This is a genomic window from Streptomyces sp. NPDC033131 (assembly GCF_055578365.1).
In genome coordinates this window covers 15,525-35,492 of sequence record NZ_JBVIPA010000058.1, presented here as the reverse complement: position 1 = coordinate 35,492, position 19,968 = coordinate 15,525, and the positions used below count along the sequence as shown (strand labels likewise).

Annotated in this window: 15 protein-coding genes and 2 pseudogenes; 10 read left to right on the top strand and 7 right to left on the bottom strand. The window is 68.9% G+C overall.

Annotation, left to right across the window (positions count from 1 at the left end; genetic code table 11):
• Positions 1-24: 24 nt before the first annotated feature.
• Positions 25-270: a DUF6411 family protein gene (locus ACZ5XS_RS41205; RefSeq protein ID WP_468660340.1), complete on the top strand. Its 246-nt coding sequence runs from the start codon at positions 25-27 to the stop codon at positions 268-270.
• Between the two features lie 123 nt (positions 271-393).
• Positions 394-1,404, top strand: coding sequence for a polyphosphate kinase 2 (ppk2, locus tag ACZ5XS_RS41200; RefSeq protein ID WP_468660338.1), 1,011 nt, complete (start codon positions 394-396; stop codon positions 1,402-1,404).
• A gap of 153 nt (positions 1,405-1,557) precedes the next feature.
• Here the strand turns inward: ppk2 and ACZ5XS_RS41195 are convergent, their stop codons facing one another.
• The 3 genes and pseudogenes from ACZ5XS_RS41195 to ACZ5XS_RS41185 all read right to left on the bottom strand — a co-directional run.
• Positions 1,558-3,258, bottom strand: a complete 1,701-nt coding sequence (locus ACZ5XS_RS41195) for an alpha-amylase family protein (RefSeq protein WP_468660336.1) — start codon at positions 3,256-3,258, stop codon at positions 1,558-1,560.
• Positions 3,249-4,253 (bottom strand): TIGR03885 family FMN-dependent LLM class oxidoreductase, encoded by a 1,005-nt coding sequence (locus ACZ5XS_RS41190; protein ID WP_468660334.1) that lies wholly within the window; start codon positions 4,251-4,253, stop codon positions 3,249-3,251. Before ACZ5XS_RS41190 ends, ACZ5XS_RS41195 begins: the two co-directional genes overlap by 10 nt.
• Positions 4,254-4,399: 146 nt before the next feature.
• Positions 4,400-4,546, bottom strand: a pseudogene (locus ACZ5XS_RS41185) (IS5/IS1182 family transposase); the annotation flags it as partial.
• A gap of 11 nt (positions 4,547-4,557) precedes the next feature.
• Between ACZ5XS_RS41185 and ACZ5XS_RS41180 the strand changes: the two are divergent.
• The 3 genes and pseudogenes from ACZ5XS_RS41180 to ACZ5XS_RS41170 all read left to right on the top strand — a co-directional run.
• Positions 4,558-5,427: pseudogene (locus tag ACZ5XS_RS41180) on the top strand (transcriptional regulator); the annotation flags it as partial.
• A gap of 594 nt (positions 5,428-6,021) precedes the next feature.
• Positions 6,022-8,070 carry a TerD family protein gene (locus ACZ5XS_RS41175; protein WP_468660360.1) on the top strand — a complete coding sequence of 683 codons (2,049 nt, stop codon included), beginning with the start codon at positions 6,022-6,024 and terminating at the stop codon, positions 8,068-8,070.
• A gap of 283 nt (positions 8,071-8,353) precedes the next feature.
• Positions 8,354-9,049: a vWA domain-containing protein gene (locus ACZ5XS_RS41170; protein ID WP_468660358.1), complete on the top strand. Its 696-nt coding sequence runs from the start codon at positions 8,354-8,356 to the stop codon at positions 9,047-9,049.
• Positions 9,050-9,172: 123 nt separating this feature from the next.
• On the opposite strand, the gene ACZ5XS_RS41165 is transcribed toward ACZ5XS_RS41170, so the two are convergent.
• From ACZ5XS_RS41165 to ACZ5XS_RS41155, 3 genes are all read right to left on the bottom strand, one after another.
• Positions 9,173-9,400, bottom strand: coding sequence for a hypothetical protein (locus tag ACZ5XS_RS41165; protein ID WP_468660332.1), 228 nt, complete (start codon positions 9,398-9,400; stop codon positions 9,173-9,175).
• 377 nt (positions 9,401-9,777) lie between these two features.
• Entirely contained in the window at positions 9,778-10,647 is an 870-nt protein-coding gene (locus tag ACZ5XS_RS41160; RefSeq protein ID WP_468660330.1) for a helix-turn-helix domain-containing protein, read from the bottom strand.
• On the bottom strand, positions 10,644-11,438 hold the full coding sequence (locus ACZ5XS_RS41155) for a peptidoglycan-binding protein (RefSeq protein ID WP_468660328.1): 795 nt from the start codon (positions 11,436-11,438) through the stop codon (positions 10,644-10,646). The genes ACZ5XS_RS41160 and ACZ5XS_RS41155 overlap by 4 nt, the downstream gene beginning before the upstream one ends.
• 147 nt (positions 11,439-11,585) lie before the next feature.
• On the opposite strand from ACZ5XS_RS41155, the gene ACZ5XS_RS41150 reads away from it, so the two are divergent.
• The 5 genes from ACZ5XS_RS41150 (at position 11,586) to ACZ5XS_RS41130 (ending at position 15,965) form a co-directional block, all read left to right on the top strand.
• Positions 11,586-11,897: a hypothetical protein gene (locus tag ACZ5XS_RS41150; RefSeq protein ID WP_468660326.1), complete on the top strand. Its 312-nt coding sequence runs from the start codon at positions 11,586-11,588 to the stop codon at positions 11,895-11,897.
• The gene (locus ACZ5XS_RS41145) at positions 11,881-12,414 is read left to right on the top strand and encodes an SMI1/KNR4 family protein (RefSeq protein WP_468660324.1); all 534 of its coding nucleotides are present in this window, start codon (positions 11,881-11,883) and stop codon (positions 12,412-12,414) included. The genes ACZ5XS_RS41150 and ACZ5XS_RS41145 overlap by 17 nt, the downstream gene beginning before the upstream one ends.
• A gap of 493 nt (positions 12,415-12,907) precedes the next feature.
• Positions 12,908-13,723 (top strand): oxidoreductase, encoded by an 816-nt coding sequence (locus tag ACZ5XS_RS41140; RefSeq protein ID WP_468660323.1) that lies wholly within the window; start codon positions 12,908-12,910, stop codon positions 13,721-13,723.
• A gap of 445 nt (positions 13,724-14,168) precedes the next feature.
• Complete coding sequence (locus ACZ5XS_RS41135; RefSeq protein ID WP_468660356.1) at positions 14,169-14,759, top strand: TetR/AcrR family transcriptional regulator; 591 nt, start codon at positions 14,169-14,171, stop codon at positions 14,757-14,759.
• Positions 14,760-15,029: 270 nt separating this feature from the next.
• Complete coding sequence (locus ACZ5XS_RS41130; RefSeq protein WP_468660321.1) at positions 15,030-15,965, top strand: alpha/beta hydrolase; 936 nt, start codon at positions 15,030-15,032, stop codon at positions 15,963-15,965.
• A 431-nt stretch (positions 15,966-16,396) separates the two neighbouring features.
• Here ACZ5XS_RS41130 and ACZ5XS_RS41125 read toward each other — a convergent pair whose 3' ends face one another.
• Complete coding sequence (locus tag ACZ5XS_RS41125) at positions 16,397-19,687, bottom strand: RHS repeat-associated core domain-containing protein (protein ID WP_468660319.1); 3,291 nt, start codon at positions 19,685-19,687, stop codon at positions 16,397-16,399.
• Positions 19,688-19,968 lie beyond the last annotated feature (281 nt).

Here is a 19,968-nt window from a genome sequence, read left to right as displayed (position 1 = left end):
CAAGCCCTCGATCTCCAGGAGCCCATGATGGTCATCGCCATAGTCATCGCCGCGTGTGTCGTCCTTGCCGTGCTGGCCTTTCTCGTGCCTCGGCTGTCCCGGCATCCGCAGAACGGTGCCCAGCGTGGTCTCGGAGCCGGTTCGCGGGCCGGGGCCAAGGCACCCGGCCCGCTGGGACGGCTGTTGAGCAAGCCCTTCAGCTCCAGCTCCCGTGCTCTCGGCCGCAGCGGCTCCGCCGGACGCCGGGCCCGCGGCCGCCTTCCATTCTGAGTGCCGCAATGCTGTACGTGGACGTGGTGACCCGACGACGGCGCGTAGCCGGCGGCTCATGTTCGTCTGCGCCTCGTGCGGGCACCGTCCACCTCGGTGTCCGGGATTGATCGGAGACGGGTGATGTCACAGCACGACGACGCCTCACGACCGTACGAGGTCGACGAGACGCGGGTCGAGGAGGGCCTGCTCGACGGCCTCAGCGTGGACGAACGCCGGCCGGAGAAACCGATCCTCCTGGACGCCGACGGAAGCTCCGTGGACACATGGCGGGAAAACTATCCGTACGACCAGCAGGTCAAGCGGTACGAGTACGAGCGGACCAAGCGCGTCCTGCAGATCGAGCTGCTGAAGTTGCAGCGCTGGGTCAAAGAGACCGGCCAGCGGATCATCGTGCTGTGCGAGGGCCGCGACGCCGCCGGCAAGGGAGGCACCATCCAGCGGTTCACCGAGCGGCTCAACCCGCGCGGCGCCCGCGTCGTGGCGCTGGAGAAGCCGACCGAGCGGGAAGCGGGGCAGTGGTACTTCCAGCGCTACGCGGCACACCTGCCGTCCCGTGGTGAGATCGTCTTCTTCGACCGCTCCTGGTACAACCGGGCCGGTGTCGAGCGCGTGATGGGGTTCTGCACCGAGGCCGAGTACCGCGCCTTCCTTGAGCAGGCCCCGCTGTTCGAGGAGATGCTGACCAAGGACGGCATCCTGCTGGTCAAGTTCTGGTTCTCCGTCTCCCGCACCGAGCAGCGGACCCGGTTCGCGATCCGCCAGGTCGATCCCCTACGCCGCTGGAAACTCTCCCCCACCGACCTCGCCTCGCTCGACCTGTGGGACGCGTACACCGCAGCCAAGGTCGACATGTTCCGTGCGACGGACACGCCGCACGCCCCGTGGACGGTGGTGAAGAACAACGACAAGCGCCGCGGTCGGCTCGAGGCGATGCGCAGCCTCCTCGACCGCTGTGACTACCCCGCCAAGGACCACACGGCCGTGAGCAAGCCGGACCCGCTGATCGTGGGCGCCGCGAACACGCTGCTGGAGGCGGGCGAGGAACCCATCGACCTCTCCCCGACCCCGCTGGCCGGGCACGGACATGGCCCCGGAAACCATCCGACCGAGGCGGGCGGCGAGCGGGCCTGATCCACAGCGTGCGGCCTCGCCGCGTCGCTGCGGCTTACGCCGACGGGCGCGCAGCCGGTCACCCGACTCCGTTCCACTGCGGCCCGTGCCGTCCCGGCCTTCGCCCCTGACAGCAGGCGACAGGGGCCGACCTGCGCCGGCCCCGCTGGAGCTTCAGTCACAAGCGACCCTTTCGGGGTCGTCTGCCGGCGTGCCGACGCGGAGCCACCGGTAGCCGTAGGCGGGCAGGTCGACGCGGAACAAGCCGTCGGCGGGCACCCCGGAACCGCTGTGTCCCTCGTCGAGCAGGTCGGTCAACCGTCCGCCCGCTCCCGCCTCGCTCAGCTCCAGCCGTACGGTGAGGGGCCGGTCCGCGAAGTTGTGCACGGCCAGCACCGTGCCGTCGCCGGCGCGGCAGAGATGCGCCAGGACCGCGCGCTCCCCCGTCTCCACCAGGTGGTGCTCGCCCCAGGCCAGTTCGGGTGCCTCCCGGTAGCGTTCGATGAACAGACGCATGCGGCTGAGCAGTGAGCCGGGGTCGCGGCTCTGCTCGTACACGTTGATCTTCTGGGGTCCGAATGCGCCCTCCACCAGTGGGTTGGGGAAGGCCTCCGGCTCTGCGGTGGAGAACCCCGCGCCCTTCTCCGGGGTCCATTGCATCGGGGTACGAACGGCCTGACGTCCCTCCGCGGCCAGGTTCTCGCCCATGCCGAGCTCCTCGCCGTAGAAGAGCACAGGGGTGCCCGGCAGGGTGAACAGCAGGCTGTAGGCGAGTTCGATGCGGCGCCGGTCGCCGTCGACCATGGGCGGCAGCCTGCGACGCAGCCCCCGGTCGTACAGTTGCATGTCCTTGTCCGGGCCGAACGACGCGAACACCTCGGCCCGTTCGTCGTCGCTGAGCTTGTCGAGGGTGAGTTCGTCGTGGTTGCGCACGAACATGGCCCAGTGGGCGTCGTGCGGCGCTGCGGGGCGGTCTCGTAGCGCGGCGGCCAGCGGCCGGGCGTCCTGGCGTGCCATCGACAGGTACATCTGCTGCATCGCGACGAAGTCGAAGCACATGGTGAGTTCGTCGCCGCGGTCGGAGGAAGGGTCGCCGAAGAAGCGGGCGGTGGCGTCGTAGGGCAGGTTGACCTCGCCGAGCAGGACCGACTCGCCGTTGCGGCGGCCGAGGAAGGCACGCAGGTCGGCGAGGTACTCGTGCGGGTCGGGCAGCTCCCCCGCGTCGCTCTGTCCGTCGGTCTCCAGCAGGAAGGGCACGGCGTCGACCCGGAAGCCGGACAGCCCGAGTTGCGTCCAGAACCCCATGATGCGGGCTATCTCGTCGCGGACCTCGGGGTGGGCGACGTTGAGATCGGGCTGCTGCCTGTAGAAGCGGTGCAGATAGTACTGGCCGCTGCCCTCGTCGTACTCCCACAGGCTGTCCTCCGCGTCGGGGAAGACCACGCCCTGGGGGCCGTCCTCGGGGGGCTCGTCCCTCCAGACGTACCAGTCCCGGTGGGCGGAGTGCCGGCTGGAGCGGGCGTCCCGGAACCAGGGGTGGTCCACGGAGGTGTGGTTGACGACCAGGTCGGCGATCACGCGGATGCCGCGGTCGCGTGCGGTGCGGACGAACTCGGCGAAGTCGCCGAGGGTGCCCAGGCGTGGGTCCACCCCGTAGAAGTCCGTGATGTCGTAGCCGTCGTCGCGCTCCCGCGTCGGATAGAAGGGCATCAGCCACACGCAGGTCACGCCGAGCCGCACCAGGTGGTCGATACGCTGCGTGAGTCCGGCGAAGTCACCGATGCCGTCACCGTTGCCGTCCTGGTACGTCTCGACGTCCAGGCAGTACACCACCGCGTTCTTCCACCAGAGGTCGGACGTGCGTGTCAGACGCATCGGTACTCCTTCGCCGTGGCGGGGATCGGGCGGGTCACGTGGAGTTGCGGCAGTACCTCGGCCCCGAACGCGTCGATGAACGCGCTCTGTTCGCGGCCGACGTGGTGGAGCATGACCGCGTCGAAGCCGAGGTCGGCGTACTCCTGGAGCCGGGCGGCGTGCCGGCCGAGGTCGCTGGAGACGTCGACCGTGCGCGCCACCTGCTCGGGAGTGACGTGCTCACTGACGATGTCGAACAGTTCCGCGGAGTCCAGGTCCCAACTGACCGGCGGCGCATGCACGTTGGTCCGCCACTGGTCGTGCGCGAGCGCCATGGCCTCGTCCTCGTCGGGCGCCCAGCTCAGGTGCACCTGGAGGTGGAGTGGCCCACGGCCGCCCGCGTCCCGGTACGCGGCGCCGATCTCGCGCAGGCGTTCGCGCGGGCCGTTGACCGTGATCAGACCGTCGGCCCACTCGGCGCACCAGGCCGCGGTCGCGGTACTGCACGCGGCTCCGATCAGGGGCGGTACCTCGGGCGGAAGCGTCCACAGCCGGGCCCGGTCCACGGTCACCAGCCCGTCGTGGCTGACCTCCTCACCCCGCAACAGCGCCCGGATGACGTCGACGCACTCCCGCAGCCGCGGGGTACGGGCGTCCTTACGGGGCCAACCCCCGCCGGTGATGTGCTCGTTGGACGCCTCTCCGGTGCCGAGCGCCGCCCAGAACCGGCCCGGGTTCATGGACGCGAGCGTGGCGATCGCCTGGGCGACGACTGCGGGATGGTAGCGCTGGCCGGGCGCGTTCACCACGCCGAACGGCATCTGGTCGGTGGCCTGGAGGGCGGCCCCGAGCCATGACCAGGCGAAGCCGGACTCCCCCTGGCGCACACTCCACGGCGAGAAGTGGTCCGAGCACATGGCGGCCGTGAAGCCCGCCTGTTCCGCACGTACTACGGCATCGAGCAGATCCGCGGGCGGGATCTGCTCGTGCGAGGCGTGTAACCCGTAGACAGTCATGGCAAGCGACTACCCCCCGAAGCGCCTCTCAGGGGCCAGACGGCGGTGGTTCGTGAGCAAGCCCAGGGTGTGCTCGACGGTCCACGGGCGGGGCAGGACTGTGAACGCTGCGATGGTGGGGTCGCGGCGGACGATGTGCATGTCGTGCGGGAGAAGACGTGCTCGACGCGTGCGCGGACTTTGCAGAGGGCGGTGTTGTCCTCCTCCTCGCCCTTCAGCAGTGCCCGTCCGGGCCGTTTGCGATGCGGGACGATCAGACCGGTGCTGATGCAGGCACCGTCGCCGAGCACGGTCACACCGTGGCAGCGGACCGCTGGACAGCCGCCTGGGCGGCGCCCGCGCACGGTACGACCAGGGCGGGCACGCACGGCTCCTGGTCACACTGCCCGGCCTCATCGCCGACGCGCACCACGCCGTCGCCTCCCGCCGCAACCTCGACCAGGCCCGGCTGTCCGCCGTGAACAGCCTCGCCTCCGCCGTGCTCATCAAGCTCGGCTCCCACGACCGCGCCCGGCTCACCGCGGACCGCGCCCGCACCTGGGCCGAGATCTCCGGCTCCCCGCTCGCAGCCGCGGCCGCAGCACGGGAACTGGCCTCGTGCTGCGCCACCAGGACCAACACTGCGCCGCTCAACGCCTGATGTCCTCGGCAACCGACGGCCTCGAGGCGAGCGGGCTGCGCACCGAGGCCGCGGCCGCCGCCTACACGCAGATGCTCTGCACCGTGGCCTACACCGCCGCCCGAGCCGGGCAGCGCAGCGAGGCCCTGGCGATGACCGAGGAGGCCCGCCGCGCCGCCCGCCGACTGCCCCACGCCGCTCCACTGGGCCGCCTCTTCGCCATCAGCCCGGCCGCCGTCGACCTGTACGCGGTCGTCGTGCACTGGGCACTCGGCGACGCCGGCGCCGCCCTGGACGCCGGGAAGAACCTCAGGCCCCGAGCAGTTCCCGACCGCCGAGCGCAAGGCCCGCCCGGGCACCGGCATGGCGCGCGCCTGGTGGGCCTGGCAACGGCCCGAGCGGACGGCCCGCACCCTGTTGGACGCCTACTGGGCCAGCCCCGGCGAGGTCCGCGACCGGCCCGCGATCCGCCACATCGTCACCGAGCTCGCCGAGCGGCACCCGCGCACCACCGGCGTACCCGAACTACACGCCGCAGTGACAGGGGCCATCTGACGCCCGGCGACGCCCTTGCCACAGGGCGGGCGCGCAGACCGACAGAAGCCGGGGCGCTGCGGTCGAGTCCTTCTGCCTGCGACTGTGCCCCGGCCTCTCACCGGCCGACCCGTCGCGCATGAAGCGCGGGACCTCGGCATCCATCTCGAGGCCCTGCGCGTCCGGGTCCGCCGGGCCGAGACGGACCGCGGCCAGAAACGTGACCCGAGTCAGGAACGCCCCCTCCGTCCCGGAACGTGATCCTCCACCCAGGCCCCGGGACATCTGCAGCGTCGCCCCCCTGCGAAATCGCAGAACCTGACTGTCTGCCTCCCCCTGCGGACCATCCGTCGGCGGGCTCTCCGGTACGTGGTCCTCCAGCAGCAGGGCTGCGGTTGGTGCCGTGGCCGGGCTGATGGCTCATCAACCAACGTTGCTGAACGGGAAAGCGCCGGGCTCCTCTGGTGTACACCCGCCTACACAGAACCTCCACCATTGAGCTCTGTGCGTATTACAGTTTTCTTGCGTGACTCGTGACTCGGTGTCGCGTAAGGACGGATGGGGGCGGGATTCTCCGCATGCCCAAGGTGCGCCGTGGGGGGCTTTGTGCAGGACATGATCAAGGGTTCGAATGTGGCCCTGTCGGACCTGAGCGACAGTGTTGGTTCAGTGATCGTCAGTCTGGATTGGATCAGCCCTACCGGCGACGGCGACGCGGATGTGTCGGTCCTGCTGCTGGACGCGACCGGCAAGGTGCGCAGCGACAACGACTTCTACTTCTACAACCATCCGGTGGCCGTAGATGGAAGCGTGCAGCTTCTGGGCAAGACGCCGACGGCGGACGGCAGCGAGGACCGCATCAGCTTTGACCTCACGGCGGTGCCGTCCGAGATCGGCCGGATCGTCGTCGCCGCGAGCAGGTACGACGCAGCCCGCTTCGGTGAGTTGGACGACGTGCGGATCACGTTGGCCGACGCGGCCGGTGAGAGCCTCCTGCGGTTCGCCGTCGATGATGCCGACTCCGTGACGGCGGTCATTTTCGGTGAGCTGTACCGGCGGGGAGAGGAATGGAAGTTCCGTGCCGTCGGGCAGGGATACGAAACCGGTCTTGCCGGGCTGGCGGCGGACTTCGGAGTCGATATCGAGGACGACGCGGCCGCGCAGGCGCAGGCGGAGGCGGCACTCGACGGCACCGAAGGCGACGTGCAGACGGATGTGACGGGTCCGGCACCGATCGAAGAGCCGGCCCCTCCTGTGACGCTGGAGGCCATCCCTGCTCCTCGTGGGCCTGGGGACGAGGTCGTGGAGTCGAAGAAGTCCGCCACTCGTCCTCGCACCGCGAAGAGGAAGGTCACCCTTCCCAAGACGGTCAAAAGAACTCTGGCGGAGAACGACTCCTGGAAGCAGGCCAGGCTTTTCCCGGTCTCGATGCTCAAGAGCGACCGGGACCGTGAGATGCGCGCCACCTCGGTGCTGCTGGCGGTGATGGCGCAGGTTCCGGAGTTCAGCAGGAGACTCACCGCCGGGTTCGGGGCTCCGGCGGGCCGCATGGAGACTTTCACCGAGGTCTCCCTGCCTCATGGTGACAGTCCGCGGCGCCCGGACGGGGTGATCCGCGTGGAGCGGGCCGGCAAGTTGTGGACCGCGCTGGTCGAGACGAAGACCAACGGCAACGCGCTCAAGGCCGACCAGGTGCAGGCGTACATGGACATCGCCGCGCGCCGCGGTTACGAGGCCGTGATCACGCTGACGAACGATGTCGCGCTGGAGGGAAGTCCGCTCGTCGACGTCAAAATCGACAAGCGGCGCAAGCACAAAGTGGCCCTCTGGCATCTGTCCTGGGCCGAAGTCGCCTACCAGGCGCAGATGTTGATCCGGCACGAGGGAGTGAGCAACGCGGCGCACGCCTGGCTTCTCCAGGAACTGCTGCACTACCTGCAGCACGAGAACTCTGGCTGCCACGGCTTTCAGAACATGGGCCCCGCCTGGGTCCCCGTGCGCAACGGGATCGACGACGAAACTCTCTGCCAGGGTGATGCACAGGCGCTGGAGGTGGTCGAGAGCTGGGAGCGGCTCATCCGCCAGGTCTGCCTCAGGCTGGGCGGCGAACTCGGACAGAAGGTACTGCCCGTTCAGCGCGCCAAGCGTGGAACAGACCCCAGGGAACGCCGGAACCGGCTCGCCGACCAGCTCTGCCTCGACGGACGACTTCAGGCGGAGCTGCGCATCGACGGCAAACCCGGCGTCCTGGCCATCAGCGCCGACCTGCGCACCGGCAAACTGCGCACGTCCATCGAAATCCCAGACCGCGAGCAGGGCTACCCCCTGAGCTGGGCCAAGCGACTCGTCCGACGCCTGGCCGAGGCACCGGCAGACCTGCACGTCGAAACCCTCCTCGACAGCGAAGTCGGAGGCCCGCGCGGGACATTGGAGCGGCTCCGCCCCGAACCGGCGGACCTGCTCCCCAAGGACAACGGCGCCCGGATCACGGGGTTCCGCCTGTCCCTGCTCAAGAGCATGGGAAGCGGCCGCGGCAACGCCGAGTCCGGCTTCATCCGCAGCGTCGACGACGCCGTGCACCGCTTCTACACCACCGTCGTGGTCCCACTGGACGCCCCGACAGCACGACGAGCACCGTCCAAGGAGCGCGCGACGGCGGGATGATGCCTGGGCACAGTCGGCAGCAACGCCATCCCCCGCCCTCACGCGAGACCGTCCTCCTGCACAGGCCCGCACTCAGCCTGACTTCTGCAGGGGGACGCTCGCTCGCGTACCCCCCACCCCGGCGCCTCGCCACCCGTTACTCTCCGGTCAATCAGACCAAGCGCACTCTCGGCAGTCCCATAGCAAGACGCCGCTGCACCTGCTCGGAAGCTCAGGGCACCACCATGGAGGAGTGATCTCGACGAACGGCATTGAGCGCGCCACGGCCATCAGTCTGACCAAGATGCAGGAGAGGGCACCTGATCTGATCAGTCTGTACAAGGCGGCGGGTACCAGCGTGCGCACGCATGGGCTGCAGGACGTGCAGGCGGCGGTCTATCTCGTGCTGGACCGCTCCGGGTCGATGCGGCCCTACTACCGAGACGGCACCATGCAGCACCTGGCTGAGCAGGTTCTGTCGCTGTCGGCTCACCTCGATGACGACAGCACCGTTCCTGTGGTGTTCTTCTCTACCGACGTCGACGGATCCACGGACCTGACGCTCAGCGGATACCGCGGCCGAATCAACAAACTGCACGAAAACCTCGGTCACATGGGACGCACCAACTATCACTGGGCCATGGACGAGGTCATCGACCACTACATGGAATCCGGCAGCCATTGCCCCGCCCTGGTCATCTTCCAAACCGACGGCGGCCCCACCAGCAAGTTCGCTGCCGAACGCTACTTGTGCAAGGCCGCTCGCCTTCCCCTGTTCTGGCAGTTCATCGGCTTCGGCGACCCCGACGACAACGAGTTCGCCTTCCTGCGCAAGATGGACACTCTCGCCGTCCCGGCCCGCCGCATCGTCGACAACGCAGGCTACTTCCACGCCGGCCGCACCCCGCACAGAATCCCAAACCACCAACTCTTCGACCAGCTACTGCAAGAATTCCCGGACTGGCTGGCCGCCGCCCGCACCGCCGGCATCCTGCAGTAGAACGTCCACGGCTACTCCAGCACCGGCACGCCGACGGCCACCGCGAGCTGGTGGTGTGGGAGTGGGACCGGCTGGCGTTCGAGCGGCTGCAGCAGCGGCTCGCCCGGCGCGGGGCACTGCCGCTCAGGCGGCGCCGGAGTGGCCGGCGCCCTTCGTGGCCTTCGACCCGGTCCGTCGAAGGGACGACCTGACTGGCTGGCCGTACGCCCGGCGACGTGCGGCCTGGGAGACGCTGTTCGCGGAGCGCGGCCTGACCGCGCCGTGGGTGCTGTGCCCGTCGACGACCGACCCGGCCGGGGCGCGGGAGTGGCTGTCGTGGACGGCGGCCAGGGTGGAGGGACTGTGCTTCAAGCGGCTGGACGAGCCCTGGCTCGCGTGCTCCTGTGAGGAGGAGGTGGAAGCGGGGCCGGTAGATCAGCCGGGACTTCTCGCCGGGCCCGCATGCCCGACACGCCCAGGGCGGCGGAGTAGGCAGCCGGATCACCTACTGCCGCAGCGTCAAGTGCCCGAAGTGCCCGAAGATGACGCAGCAGCAGCTCGCGGATGCCGCGGGTGTGTCGCTGGGGTCATTCGCAAGATCGAACTGAGAATGCCCAGCACGTCAGCCTGAGACGTCACACCCGCGCCGACTGCACGGTCACCGAGCTGAAGCTGAAGCTGACGGACGAGGGGAGGCCCGTCGTGTGCCGACGGAGGACTTCGGCATCGAGGCGCCCAAGGGGCTGACGCTACTGAGGTGAGGGCGGCCGGGCCGTGGTGGCGTCCTCGCCCACCCGGGCCTCGAAGCACTCCCGTTCGCCGTCGGCCGACGCGGGCCGGAAGCAGGCCCGGACGGTGCTACCGGGACGGACCTCGGTCATCTCGGTATAGACGAAGGTTGCCGCGTCGTCCTTGTTCCTGATGTGCACGCCGTGGGTCGGGCCGCCTGCCGTGACGTCCACCCGGTCGCCGATCTCGGTCCCCCAGGTCCGGACCCAGCTCGCACCGCACTTCTTGCTGTGGCGCAGCTCGACGTGGGCGCCGGTGGCCGTGCGATACGAGGCGAGGGTGTCGGGGCCGATGCCGCAGATCAGGCGCATCGGGTCCCGGCCCTCGCAGGCGGCTCCGTGGCACTGGGGAGCGAGGGAGAACGGCACGGAGGCCGGTAGCGGCTCGGCCTGCTGAGCCTCCGAGTCCGGCAACAGGAAGAACAGCAGGACCGCAACACCACCGACGATCACGGTGTACGCCGACGCCAGCACCACCAGCAGCCTGCTCCCGCCAAGTCGCCGCCGCCCAGTCCCGGCGGGCGGCGGCGACTCCTGAGGATGTGGCCACGGCGACTCGTCCGCGGGAGGAGTGGGTGCGAGGGCCACCGCGCGTCCGCTCCAGTGCGACTCGGCGATCTCCCACAGGGCCAGCAGCCGCCCGTCCGGTTCGTTCGCGAGCCGGCACAGCTCACGTACGGCCTGGCGAGGAGGCAGGCTCTTTCCGTTGAGGTAACGCTCCCACGAGGACTTGCTGTACGCCGTCCGCTCCGCCAGCGCCGCCAGGCTCAGCCCCGCGCCGGCCCGCAGCTCCCGCATCGCCGCGACCAGCCGAGTGTGTTCCGGGCTCACTTCGGATCGGCCTCCCGTAGGGCCTGCCAGGTGGGCGGGTCGATGACTCCGTTCACGACCAGCCCGTTCCGCTTCTGCATGCGCTCGACCGCTCGTCGCGTCTTCGGGCCGAAGATGCCGTCGATCTCCCCCGGCGCAGTGCCCGCCCGGCGCAGCAGGCACTGCGCCTCGGCAACTTCGAGCCCGACGTGGGTGTTGGACAGGAGGATGTCCGCGGTCCGGCTCAGGCCCGCGTACCAGCGGCCGTCACGCTGCTCAAGGCGGCAGGTGTAGATGACTGGCACCAGCGACTCCGACACGGTGGCCGGGGCCGTCGCGACAGCATCGCTGCGGTCCGCGAGCTGGGCACGGGCCTCGGTGAGCCGCATGGCCAGCAGGAGTGCCGCGGAGACGGACAGCACCGTGACCACGGCTCCCGCCGTGACCGCGGCGCGCAGGTGGCGCCCGTACGGCTGCTGCTCCGTGGGGGTGTGTGCCGGTGCCGCGGCGAAGCTCTCGGCGGCGTCGGTGGTAGCCGCCCGTCCCTCCGCCCAACGTTGGGCGGCGATCTCGTGCATCACCAGCAGCCGGGCCGGATCGTCACCGCCGACGCGGGCCATCTCCTCGACGGCCGCCCGCGGGGGCAGAGACCTGCCGTTCAGATATCGCTGCCACGACTTCGCGCTGTACCCCGTCTTCGCGGCCAGTTGCCGCGTGCTCAGTTCGCTGTGGTCCTTCAGCCTGCGCAGTCGCACGACCAACTGGTGGACGTGTGGATGCAGTTCTGCGGGCAGTTCCTTCCAGCGCGACACGCTTCCCCCCACTCGCGTTCGGGACCGCAGGCCCGGCCCCCGTGTTCCGGCCTCATTCTGCACCAGCTGTCGCAGGAACCCCGCGCTGCTGCGATCCCGTCCTGGTCGCGGAATTCAGCCATCCCCCTCTCGTCGCAGTCCCGCCGCATGGACTCGGCGGCGGAATCTCCGCAGGTCAGCTCAGCGACCTGTGCAAGGACGGGGGCCTGGCCCACTGACGTCGACATCCAGCAGCTCCTGCGGCCCGCTATCGCGTCCCTGGCGGTGGATCATGCGGACGTAGAGACCACCTACCGGCGGCTTGTCGAGCGCATCGAGAAGGACAATCGAGGCGAAGGTGCACGCGGGCAACTGGCCGAGTACATCGGCAACCCGAGCCGGGCTCGCCACAACACGCGGATGCAGCATCGCATCAGCCGCCGCATGCTGTACATCTGTTCGCGTGACGCCGACGGATGACCGCCAGTTCCCTGCCCCACTTGCCGCTGCCATGGCGGTCCGGCTCGACCGCATCGGCGAAGACGATGTCGACTTCGAGCCCTTCGAGGCTTTCCTGACTGCCGATGAGACAACCGACTGGTTCCGGGCGTGGACCGGCAACGGAGAGCTGAACGGCGACGCCTTCCGCGTGTTCGGCCAAGATGGCACCGGCGGATTTGCCGCGTTCTGGCTGATCCACCCAGGTCGAGCACTGACCGAGCAGCCCGTCGTCTTCCTCGGCTCCGAAGGAGAGACAGGCGTCGTCGCCCGCGACCTGGGCTCCTTCCTGTGGTTGCTGGCCGACGGCTTCGGCCCATGGGAAGCAGCCACCTCATACGAGCCCGAGCCCGACTGGGTCCCACACCCCAACCGCGAACTGGCCGCCATCGCGGAACAATTCGCTCCACTCCATCGCGCGGCAGCAGCTGTCGTGATTGAGCAGGCCATGCGAGAGTTCCCCGACTTCGACGACACCATGATGGAACTCTGCCGCTGAACCCGATCGCCTGAGATCCAGAGGCTGATCGGCCAGATCGCTTGAGACTGGGGCCACATCACCGGAGACGAAGATGGCGTCATGTGACCTGCACGGGTGTCGCAGACCCAAGATGTCTCAGGCGACGCGCCCTCCGTGGACGAGACGCGTTCGCCGCCGCTAGTTCGGGGAGCCGAAGAGGGAAACAGGCCGCTCTCCCGTCGGCGCGGCACAGATGACCTTCGCGAGTGAAGCAGATTCAGCGGGCCGCTGGTGCGGTCGCGGCTCAGCGGCGCGTGACGCCCTGGGCGGCCCCCTCGAGTTCGGTACCCAGGAATTCCGGCTCGTCGTCTGCTCGTGATCCTTCCCGTACCGCACCCCACCTTCATAGATCTTTCTCGAATCACCGGACGCGACCACTTGCCATCGACCGACGACCACCATATGGTCGTACGCGCATTAGACATACGAACGTAAGACATACGAGCGTACTTCAAAACCAAGGGAGCTTGTGATGGCGACAACTCGGCCGGTGGCACTCGTGACAGGTGCGTCCACCGGAATCGGAAAGGCGGCCGCCCTCGCGCTCGCCGCAGCGGGTTTCGAGACGGTGGGAACGAGCCGGAAGACGTCGGGAGCCGACCGTCGCGACGGCGTGACGTTCCTCGCCCTCGACGTGGGCAGCGACGATTCGGTCGCTGCCGCGGTCGAGCAGGTGATCGAGCGATTCGGGCGGATCGACGTCCTCGTCAACAACGCGGGCATCGGCTCCTCGGGCGCCGCCGAGGAGAACTCCCTCACGCAGGCCCAGCGCCTCTTCAACATCAACGTCTTCGGTGTGATGCGCATGACCAAGGCAGTTCTCCCGCACATGCGCGCCCAGGGAAGCGGGCGCATCATCAACATCTCGTCCGTCCTCGGGTTCCTCCCCGCGCCCTACATGGCCACCTACTCGGCGTCCAAGCACGCGCTCGAGGGGTACACCGAGTCCCTGGACCACGAGATCCGCGAGCACGGAGTCCGGGCCCTCATCGTCCAGCCGGGCGGCACCAAATCCGCCTTCGAGGCGAACACCGTCGCACCAGACATGCCCATGCACATCTACGCCGAGCAGCGGCGCATCGCCGACAAGCTGGCGGTGGCGGTCAACGAGGACGGTGACGAGCCCGACGTCGTCGCGAAGGCGATCGTCGCCGCCGCCACCCACTCGAAGCCGAAGGTGCGCTACACCGCCGGCCGGCAAGCCCGGCTCGTCAGCGCGGCGCACCGCATCCTTCCCGCCGGGGTCTTCGACGGACAGATCCGCAAGACCAACAAGCTCCCCGGCTGAGATCTGGCCGCGCAGCTGACGGATTCGGCCGCGCTGGACGACGTTATGTGACCTGTACGGCGCCTCATACCCAAAAGGTCTCAGACGGCGCACCCTCTGCAGACGAGACGCGTTCGCCGCCGCTGGTTCGGGGAGCCGAAGAGGGAAACAGGCCGCTCTCCCGTCGGCGCGGCACAGATGACCTTCGCGAGTGAAGCAGATTCAGCTGGCCGCTGGTGCGGTCGTCGACTCGGCGGTGAGAGACGCCCTGCGGGTTCGGCTTGCGTCCACCCGACCACCGCAGCCGCTACGCCACCGTCGTCACGTCCGACCGGCGCCCCGGTCAGGCGAGCGAGTTCAAAGGTGCCGTCCGGCCCTGCCTGCCCGCTCTCCTCGCACGCGCGGCACACCGACCCGACCAGGACGGCAGCCCGGGGCGCAAACCCCGGCTGCCATGAAGGAACACATCGTGCGGTACACCAAAGAGCACAAGCAGGAGACCCGGCAGCGGATCATCGCGACGGCCGGCCGCCGGCTCAAGCGCAACGGCATCGACGGCTCCGGAGTCGCCACGCTCATGAAGGACGCGGGCCTGACCAACGGCACCTTCTACGCCTACTTCCCCTCCAAGGACGAACTCGTCACCACCGCGGTCGCCGACCAGATGCGCACCCAGCACGAGAACATCGTCGCCCAGGCGGCACCCGGCCGCGCCGGCCTCGAACAGATCGTGCGCTGGTACTTCTCCCCCGAGCAGCGCGACAACATGGAGGACGGCTGCCCCAACGCCGCCCTGCTCGAGGAGATCGCACGCTCCACCGATCCCACCAGGCAGGCCTACACCGACGGCGCGCTCGTCCTCATCGACGGCTTCGCCGCCCGCCTTGCACCCCACGACCCGCCCTCGGCGCGCCTGAAGGCACTTGGCCTCCTCGGCATGCTGGCCGGGACACTGCAACTCTCCCGCGCCCTGACCGACCGGCAACTCGCCGACCAACTCCTCGAACAGGGCATCCGCAACGCCCTGGCACTGCTGGATGCCGAGCAGCACAACTGAACAGGCCATCCGCGTTACCGATCAGGAGCAGTCGCACGATCCGCACGCCGGCGTATCCGCCGCGCTACGGACGCCGTCGAGAAGTGGGCAACGGGTGATACCGACGTCTCACTGCCCGATCCCGTCCGCGAGAGTCTCACGCAGCGCGCGCCGGCCCTCCCTCGTCGGTGTCGCACCGGCTTCACAACCGTCCCCAATCCCGACGCCGACCACCCGCCGGGTGGCAGACGATTCCACACCCCCTCGACGAGGGGAAAGAACGAGGACCCGATGAGTGCCTTCCACCCCGATCTCAAACGAGGTCGCTTCCTCCCCAACGTGTCCTACGGACGTCTGTCGTCGCGCCTGGTGCGGAGCGTGAAGTGGCGCGCGACCGATCCAGGTCCGGACGTCACGGTCCAGGAGATCGTCGTGCCCGGGCCCCAGGGCGCACCGTCCGTCTCGCTGCGCGTCTTCCAGCCCACCGGCCTGAAGACAGCGGCTCCGGCGCTGCTCTGGATCCACGGAGGCGGGCTGATCTTCGGAGCTCCCGAGCAGGACGACCGTACGAACATCGCCTTCGCCCGCGAGCTCGGCATCACCGTCGCCGCGGTCCGCTACCGGCTGGGCCCTGACCATCCCGCGCCCGCCGCGGTCGAGGACGCCTACGCCGCACTGCGCGGCCTTGTCGAACGAGCGAGCGACCTGCACATCGACATCGACCGCATCGCGATCGGCGGTGCCAGCGCGGGCGGCGGACTCGCCGCCGCCCTCGCCCTGCTCGCCCACGACCGGGCCGAGATCCGCCCCGTGTTCCAACTGCTCCTCTACCCCATGCTGGACGACCGCACGACGACGAGAACCGACCTTGACACCCTCAAGGTGCGCCTCTGGACGCCCAAGAGCAACCGCTACGGCTGGTCGTCCTACCTCGGCGACGCCGTCGCCGGCCCGGGCGTCTCCCCGTACGCGGCCGCAGCCCGCCGCGAGGACCTCACCGGTCTTCCTCCGGCCTGGATCGGCGTCGGCACCCTCGACCTCTTCCACGACGAAGACGTCGCCTACGCGCGCCGGCTCAGCGACAGCGGCGTCCCCTGCGACCTCGACGTCATCCCCGGCGCCTTCCACGGCTTCGACCTCGTGCTGCCCAAGGCCGAAATCTCGCGGGAGTTCTGGCGCCGGCAGGCACGAGCGCTGAAGGCCGCACTGTGGGCCGACCGAAACTGAAGGCAGACCGACGCGCAGTTCGCGGCGGGAGCACCCCGCCCGCCGCGCTACCGGTAGGCGGGGTGCTCCTGAAGGACAGCTCCCACGGCACCGCTGGACGGCGGCCAGGTCGTCGGTGACCACTTCAGCGCGCGTAGGGTCGGCAACACGGTCTCAGCGTTGAGGAGGCAGGCCTTTACTGCCGACCCCCTTGAAGCGCCAAGCTACAAGCGCCCAGAGTCCGCCCAGGATGACCAGACCGACCCAAGCTTCGGTCATCCCTTGTGCCACTATCAGGTAGATCAGGAACAAGACACAGGGGACACTGGCAATGGTCGCCCACCTCAGGTTCCTACGGGTTCTGTCGGCGTGGGTGAAGCTCTCCGGCCCCATGCTCATTCCTCCGTATCCGTAGTACCGGTGAGAGGGCTGTGCCCCCTCTCACCAGCAGGTCAGTCGCCCTTGATGGCGCCTGAGACGATTTCACCGGCGTAGAAACCGACACCGGCGCACACGGCCGGAGCCGCTGCCGCTCCCACTCCTGTTCCGGCAGTCAGCGCTCCGCATGTGAGTCCGGCTGCGGTGCCGACGGCCCAGCCGGCAACGCTCGCCCACGCCGCACGGCTGTCGCCCTGAAAAGCGGCGATTCCTGTATTGATCAGGTCGCTTCCCTTCCCGAGTCCTTCAAGGACGCCTCCGATGCTGAGAAGTCCTGACGGGTCGGCTTTGTTGATGGGGTCGCCGCCCGCGTACAGGTAGGGGTTGGTTTCCTGGCCCGAGGGGTCGGGCTGGGTGAAGCGGCCGAGCTGGGGGTCGTAGTAGCGGGCGCCCATCTTGTACAGGCCCGTCGGGTCCAGGTAGGCGCCGCTGTAGCGGAACGGCTGGGGGACCGCCTCGGTCGGTGTCGTGCGCGGCAGGCCCGTCGGACCGTAGGCGTAGGTGTGTGTGCGCTTGCCCGCGTCGTCGACCAGGCCGAGCACGTTCCCCGTGCCGTCGGTGAGGTAGTAGTAGGACTTCCCCCCAGTTGTCATGGAGTTCAACGTGCCCGCCGGTTCCCGGATGAATCCGGTGTCGACGCCACCGGTGGTCGTGGATGCCAGCCCGAGTGCCGTGTGGTGGAACCACGTCGAACCCAGCTTGGTGCGCTCGGAGTTGTCGGTTCCCGCGTGCACCAAGTCGTAGGTCGAGCCGTTCGCGGTCAGGCCGGACAGCTGGCTGTAATCGGTCCAGGTCTCGCTGGTGCGGCGGGTGGTGGCGGTGCGGCCGCCGGCGGTCTCGTTGCCGAGCTTGTCGTAGGACCAGCCGGTCGTGGAGCCGTTCTGCGCGGTCAGCTCGAGTGCGTCGTTGTAGGTCCAGGTGGCGGTGGCGGGGCAGGTGGAAGCGGTGCCGTCCTGGGTGGTGAGGTTGCCGGCCTGGTCCCAGCAGTACAGCCAGGAGGCCGCGCGGGCACCGGCGGAGTCAGTTTCGAGGGCGTACCGGAGCCGGTCCTGGGTGTCGTACTGGTAGGTGGTCTTCAGCTTGGTGAGGTTGTCGGTGCGAGTGCGGATCTTGGTGGTGTCCTTGCCCGCGTTGGCGTAGCTGTAGCCCAGGTCGACCAGCGTCGTCGTACCGGATGTGGTCTTGACCGTCTTGGGGCGCCCGTCCTCGTCGATGCCGACGGACTGGGTGGTACCGCCGGGGTAGACGGTCTTGGTGCGCTTGTCGTTGTCGTCGTAGTCGAAGTCGGTCTTCTTGCCGGCCGGGTCGGTCAGGTAGTCCAGGCGGCCGGCCTTGTCCCAGGTGTAGTCCGTCTTGCCGGTCGGGTCGGTGTAGTAGTCGACGTCACCGCCCGGCGTGTACGCGAGGACGGCCTGCGCACCGCTCTGCAGGGTGCGCACGCGCTCGCGGTTGAGCTCGTCGTAATCCCAGCCGGTGGTGCCGGAGGCATCGGTGCGGGACTTGAGGTTGCCGTCGCCGTCGTAGTCGAAGGTGATGGTCGCATTTGTCGAGGACACCTTCCGCACCCGGTCACGCGTGTCGTATACGTACACGGTCTTGATGCCGCGGCCGTCCGTCACCGTCTCGACACGGCCGAGTGCGTCGTAGGTGTAGGTCGTCTCCCCCAGCGGGGCGGGTGGGGTGACCTTGGACAGGTTGCCCTTGGCGTCGTAGGTGAAGGACGTCTTCGACGACTTGGTGTCGGACACCTTCACCGTCGCCGTGCAGCGCTGGCCCTCGAAACCGCCGCACGTCGGGGTGGCCTTGTTGTAGGTGTAGGTGCGCTCGCCGCCCGCGGTGCCCGACGTGGTCACCGACATGGTGTTGCCGTTGGTGTCGTACTTGAACGCGTCCTTGCGCCCGTCCGCGCTGGTGAAGTCGTTCGGGAGATCGGTGCCCGCGATGGTCTGGTACTCGGTCACGGACGCCGTGGCCCCCAGGGGGAGCTTGGCGGAGATGGCGTTGTTGCGGGCGTCCCAGCCGTAGGTGGTGGTGTTGCCGCCGGTGCCGTCCGCGCCGGTCCCCATCGCGTCCGTGGCCGACTGCACCAGATGATTGGTGTACTTGGCGTGACGGGAGTGCTGGAGCGGGTCGGTGACCTTGGTGACCTCGCCGGCCGCGTTGTGCGTGTAGACCGTCTTGTCGCCGTCCGGGTCGGTGACCGTGGTCGTGCCCGCGTCCTTCGGGGTGGCAGCCGAGTAGTCGTAGCGCCAGGTCGGCCCGGTGGGGCCGCTGCTTGTGGACTCGGTGGCCCGCAGCATCGAGGTGACGCGGTTCTGGCCGTCGTAGGTGAAGACGGTGACCGTGCCCTCCGGGGTCGTCACCTTCGCCACCCGGCCGTCGCCGTCGTACTCGTAGACCGTCGACTTGCCCGCGGTGTCGGTCACCTTGGCCAGATTGCCGTGCGCGTCCAGGTCGAAGACGGCGGTGCGGCCGGTGTGGTCCTTGGCCTGCCACTGGGAGGCGTCGGTCTTGACCAGGTCGATCCAGCGGCCGGAGCGGGTCTCGGTGAGCTTGAAGCCCTTGTGCTCGGTGCCGTCGTCGTGCTGGTCGACGGTGATCGTGCCCTTGTTCTTGTCCGTGACCTTGGTCAGGGTGCCGCCGGCGTCGTAGGTGTCGCGGCTGCCGGACTTACGGTCGGTCAGGGTGTAGGTGCCGTCCGCGTTCTTGGTGAGGTCCTTGGAGTAGCCGCTGGGGGTGGTGTAGCCGCCGCCGGTCTTCTCGGTGAACCGCAGCAGGTCGCCGGTGGCGTCGAAGACGTCCACCTCGCCGTCGTTGACCTGGAGGTAGCTCTCGTAGCCCTGCCACCAGCGCTGGGACACCTTGCCCCAGGGGGCTTCGAGGCTGTTGTACGTCCGGGTGAGTTGGAGTTTGTGACCGACGCCGGCAATGTCGAAGTCGGTGGCGGCCAGCATCAGGTTGCCGTTGGACAGGTTCACCCGGGCCACGGTCGCGTCGTTCAGGCGGGTGTCGAGAATGCGGTGCCAGGGAACCTGGCCCTGGCCCTCGGGCAGAAACGGGATCGCCGCCCGGCCGCTGGCATTGCGTCCGTCGGCCGTGGCCGTCGTGCCGGTGGTCCGGGCCTTCTGCGCCGCCCGCCAGGCGGCGACCTCGGACGACACCTCGGTCTCCGCATGGGAGTCCGGCGCCTTCGTCACGCCCGTCGGCGTGACCGGGACGTCGACCCTCGTCGGGCTGGTCCACGGGCTTTCCTGCTTGGGCAGTTCCGGTTCGGACGGGGCCGCCACAGCGGGTGCGGCGGCCACGAGTAAGGCCGCTGTGGTGATGGCGGCGGTGAGAGCGATCTGGGTGATCTCCGGGCACGCCGAGACGGCGTGCGCGCAGCACGCGAATGCATCAGCTTCCCCCCACAGGAAGTCAGAAACTGTGACCCCAGCGGTCACAGGCGACGCACAAGCTGCCACAAGAGACACACAAAGCGGCGCCGCGTGCCCGCCAACTCGGTTCCCATACGGGCCGGAATCAGCCCTACCCCTTCACACCTGCAGATCAGATCAAAGGGGTGTCAATCACCCGTTTAAAGCTG

Excerpts from the sequence above, each read along its gene's own strand:
- ACZ5XS_RS41205 (WP_468660340.1), top strand. The coding sequence starts at position 25 with ATGATGGTCATCGCCATAGTCATCGCCGCGTGTGTCGTCCTTGCCGTG.
- ppk2 (WP_468660338.1), top strand. The coding sequence starts at position 394 with ATGTCACAGCACGACGACGCCTCACGACCGTACGAGGTCGACGAGACG.
- ACZ5XS_RS41195 (WP_468660336.1), bottom strand. The coding sequence starts at position 3,258 with ATGCGTCTGACACGCACGTCCGACCTCTGGTGGAAGAACGCGGTGGTG.
- ACZ5XS_RS41190 (WP_468660334.1), bottom strand. The coding sequence starts at position 4,253 with ATGACTGTCTACGGGTTACACGCCTCGCACGAGCAGATCCCGCCCGCG.
- ACZ5XS_RS41175 (WP_468660360.1), top strand. The coding sequence starts at position 6,022 with ATGATCAAGGGTTCGAATGTGGCCCTGTCGGACCTGAGCGACAGTGTT.
- ACZ5XS_RS41170 (WP_468660358.1), top strand. The coding sequence starts at position 8,354 with ATGCAGGAGAGGGCACCTGATCTGATCAGTCTGTACAAGGCGGCGGGT.
- ACZ5XS_RS41150 (WP_468660326.1), top strand. The coding sequence starts at position 11,586 with ATGGACTCGGCGGCGGAATCTCCGCAGGTCAGCTCAGCGACCTGTGCA.
- ACZ5XS_RS41140 (WP_468660323.1), top strand. The coding sequence starts at position 12,908 with ATGGCGACAACTCGGCCGGTGGCACTCGTGACAGGTGCGTCCACCGGA.
- ACZ5XS_RS41130 (WP_468660321.1), top strand. The coding sequence starts at position 15,030 with ATGAGTGCCTTCCACCCCGATCTCAAACGAGGTCGCTTCCTCCCCAAC.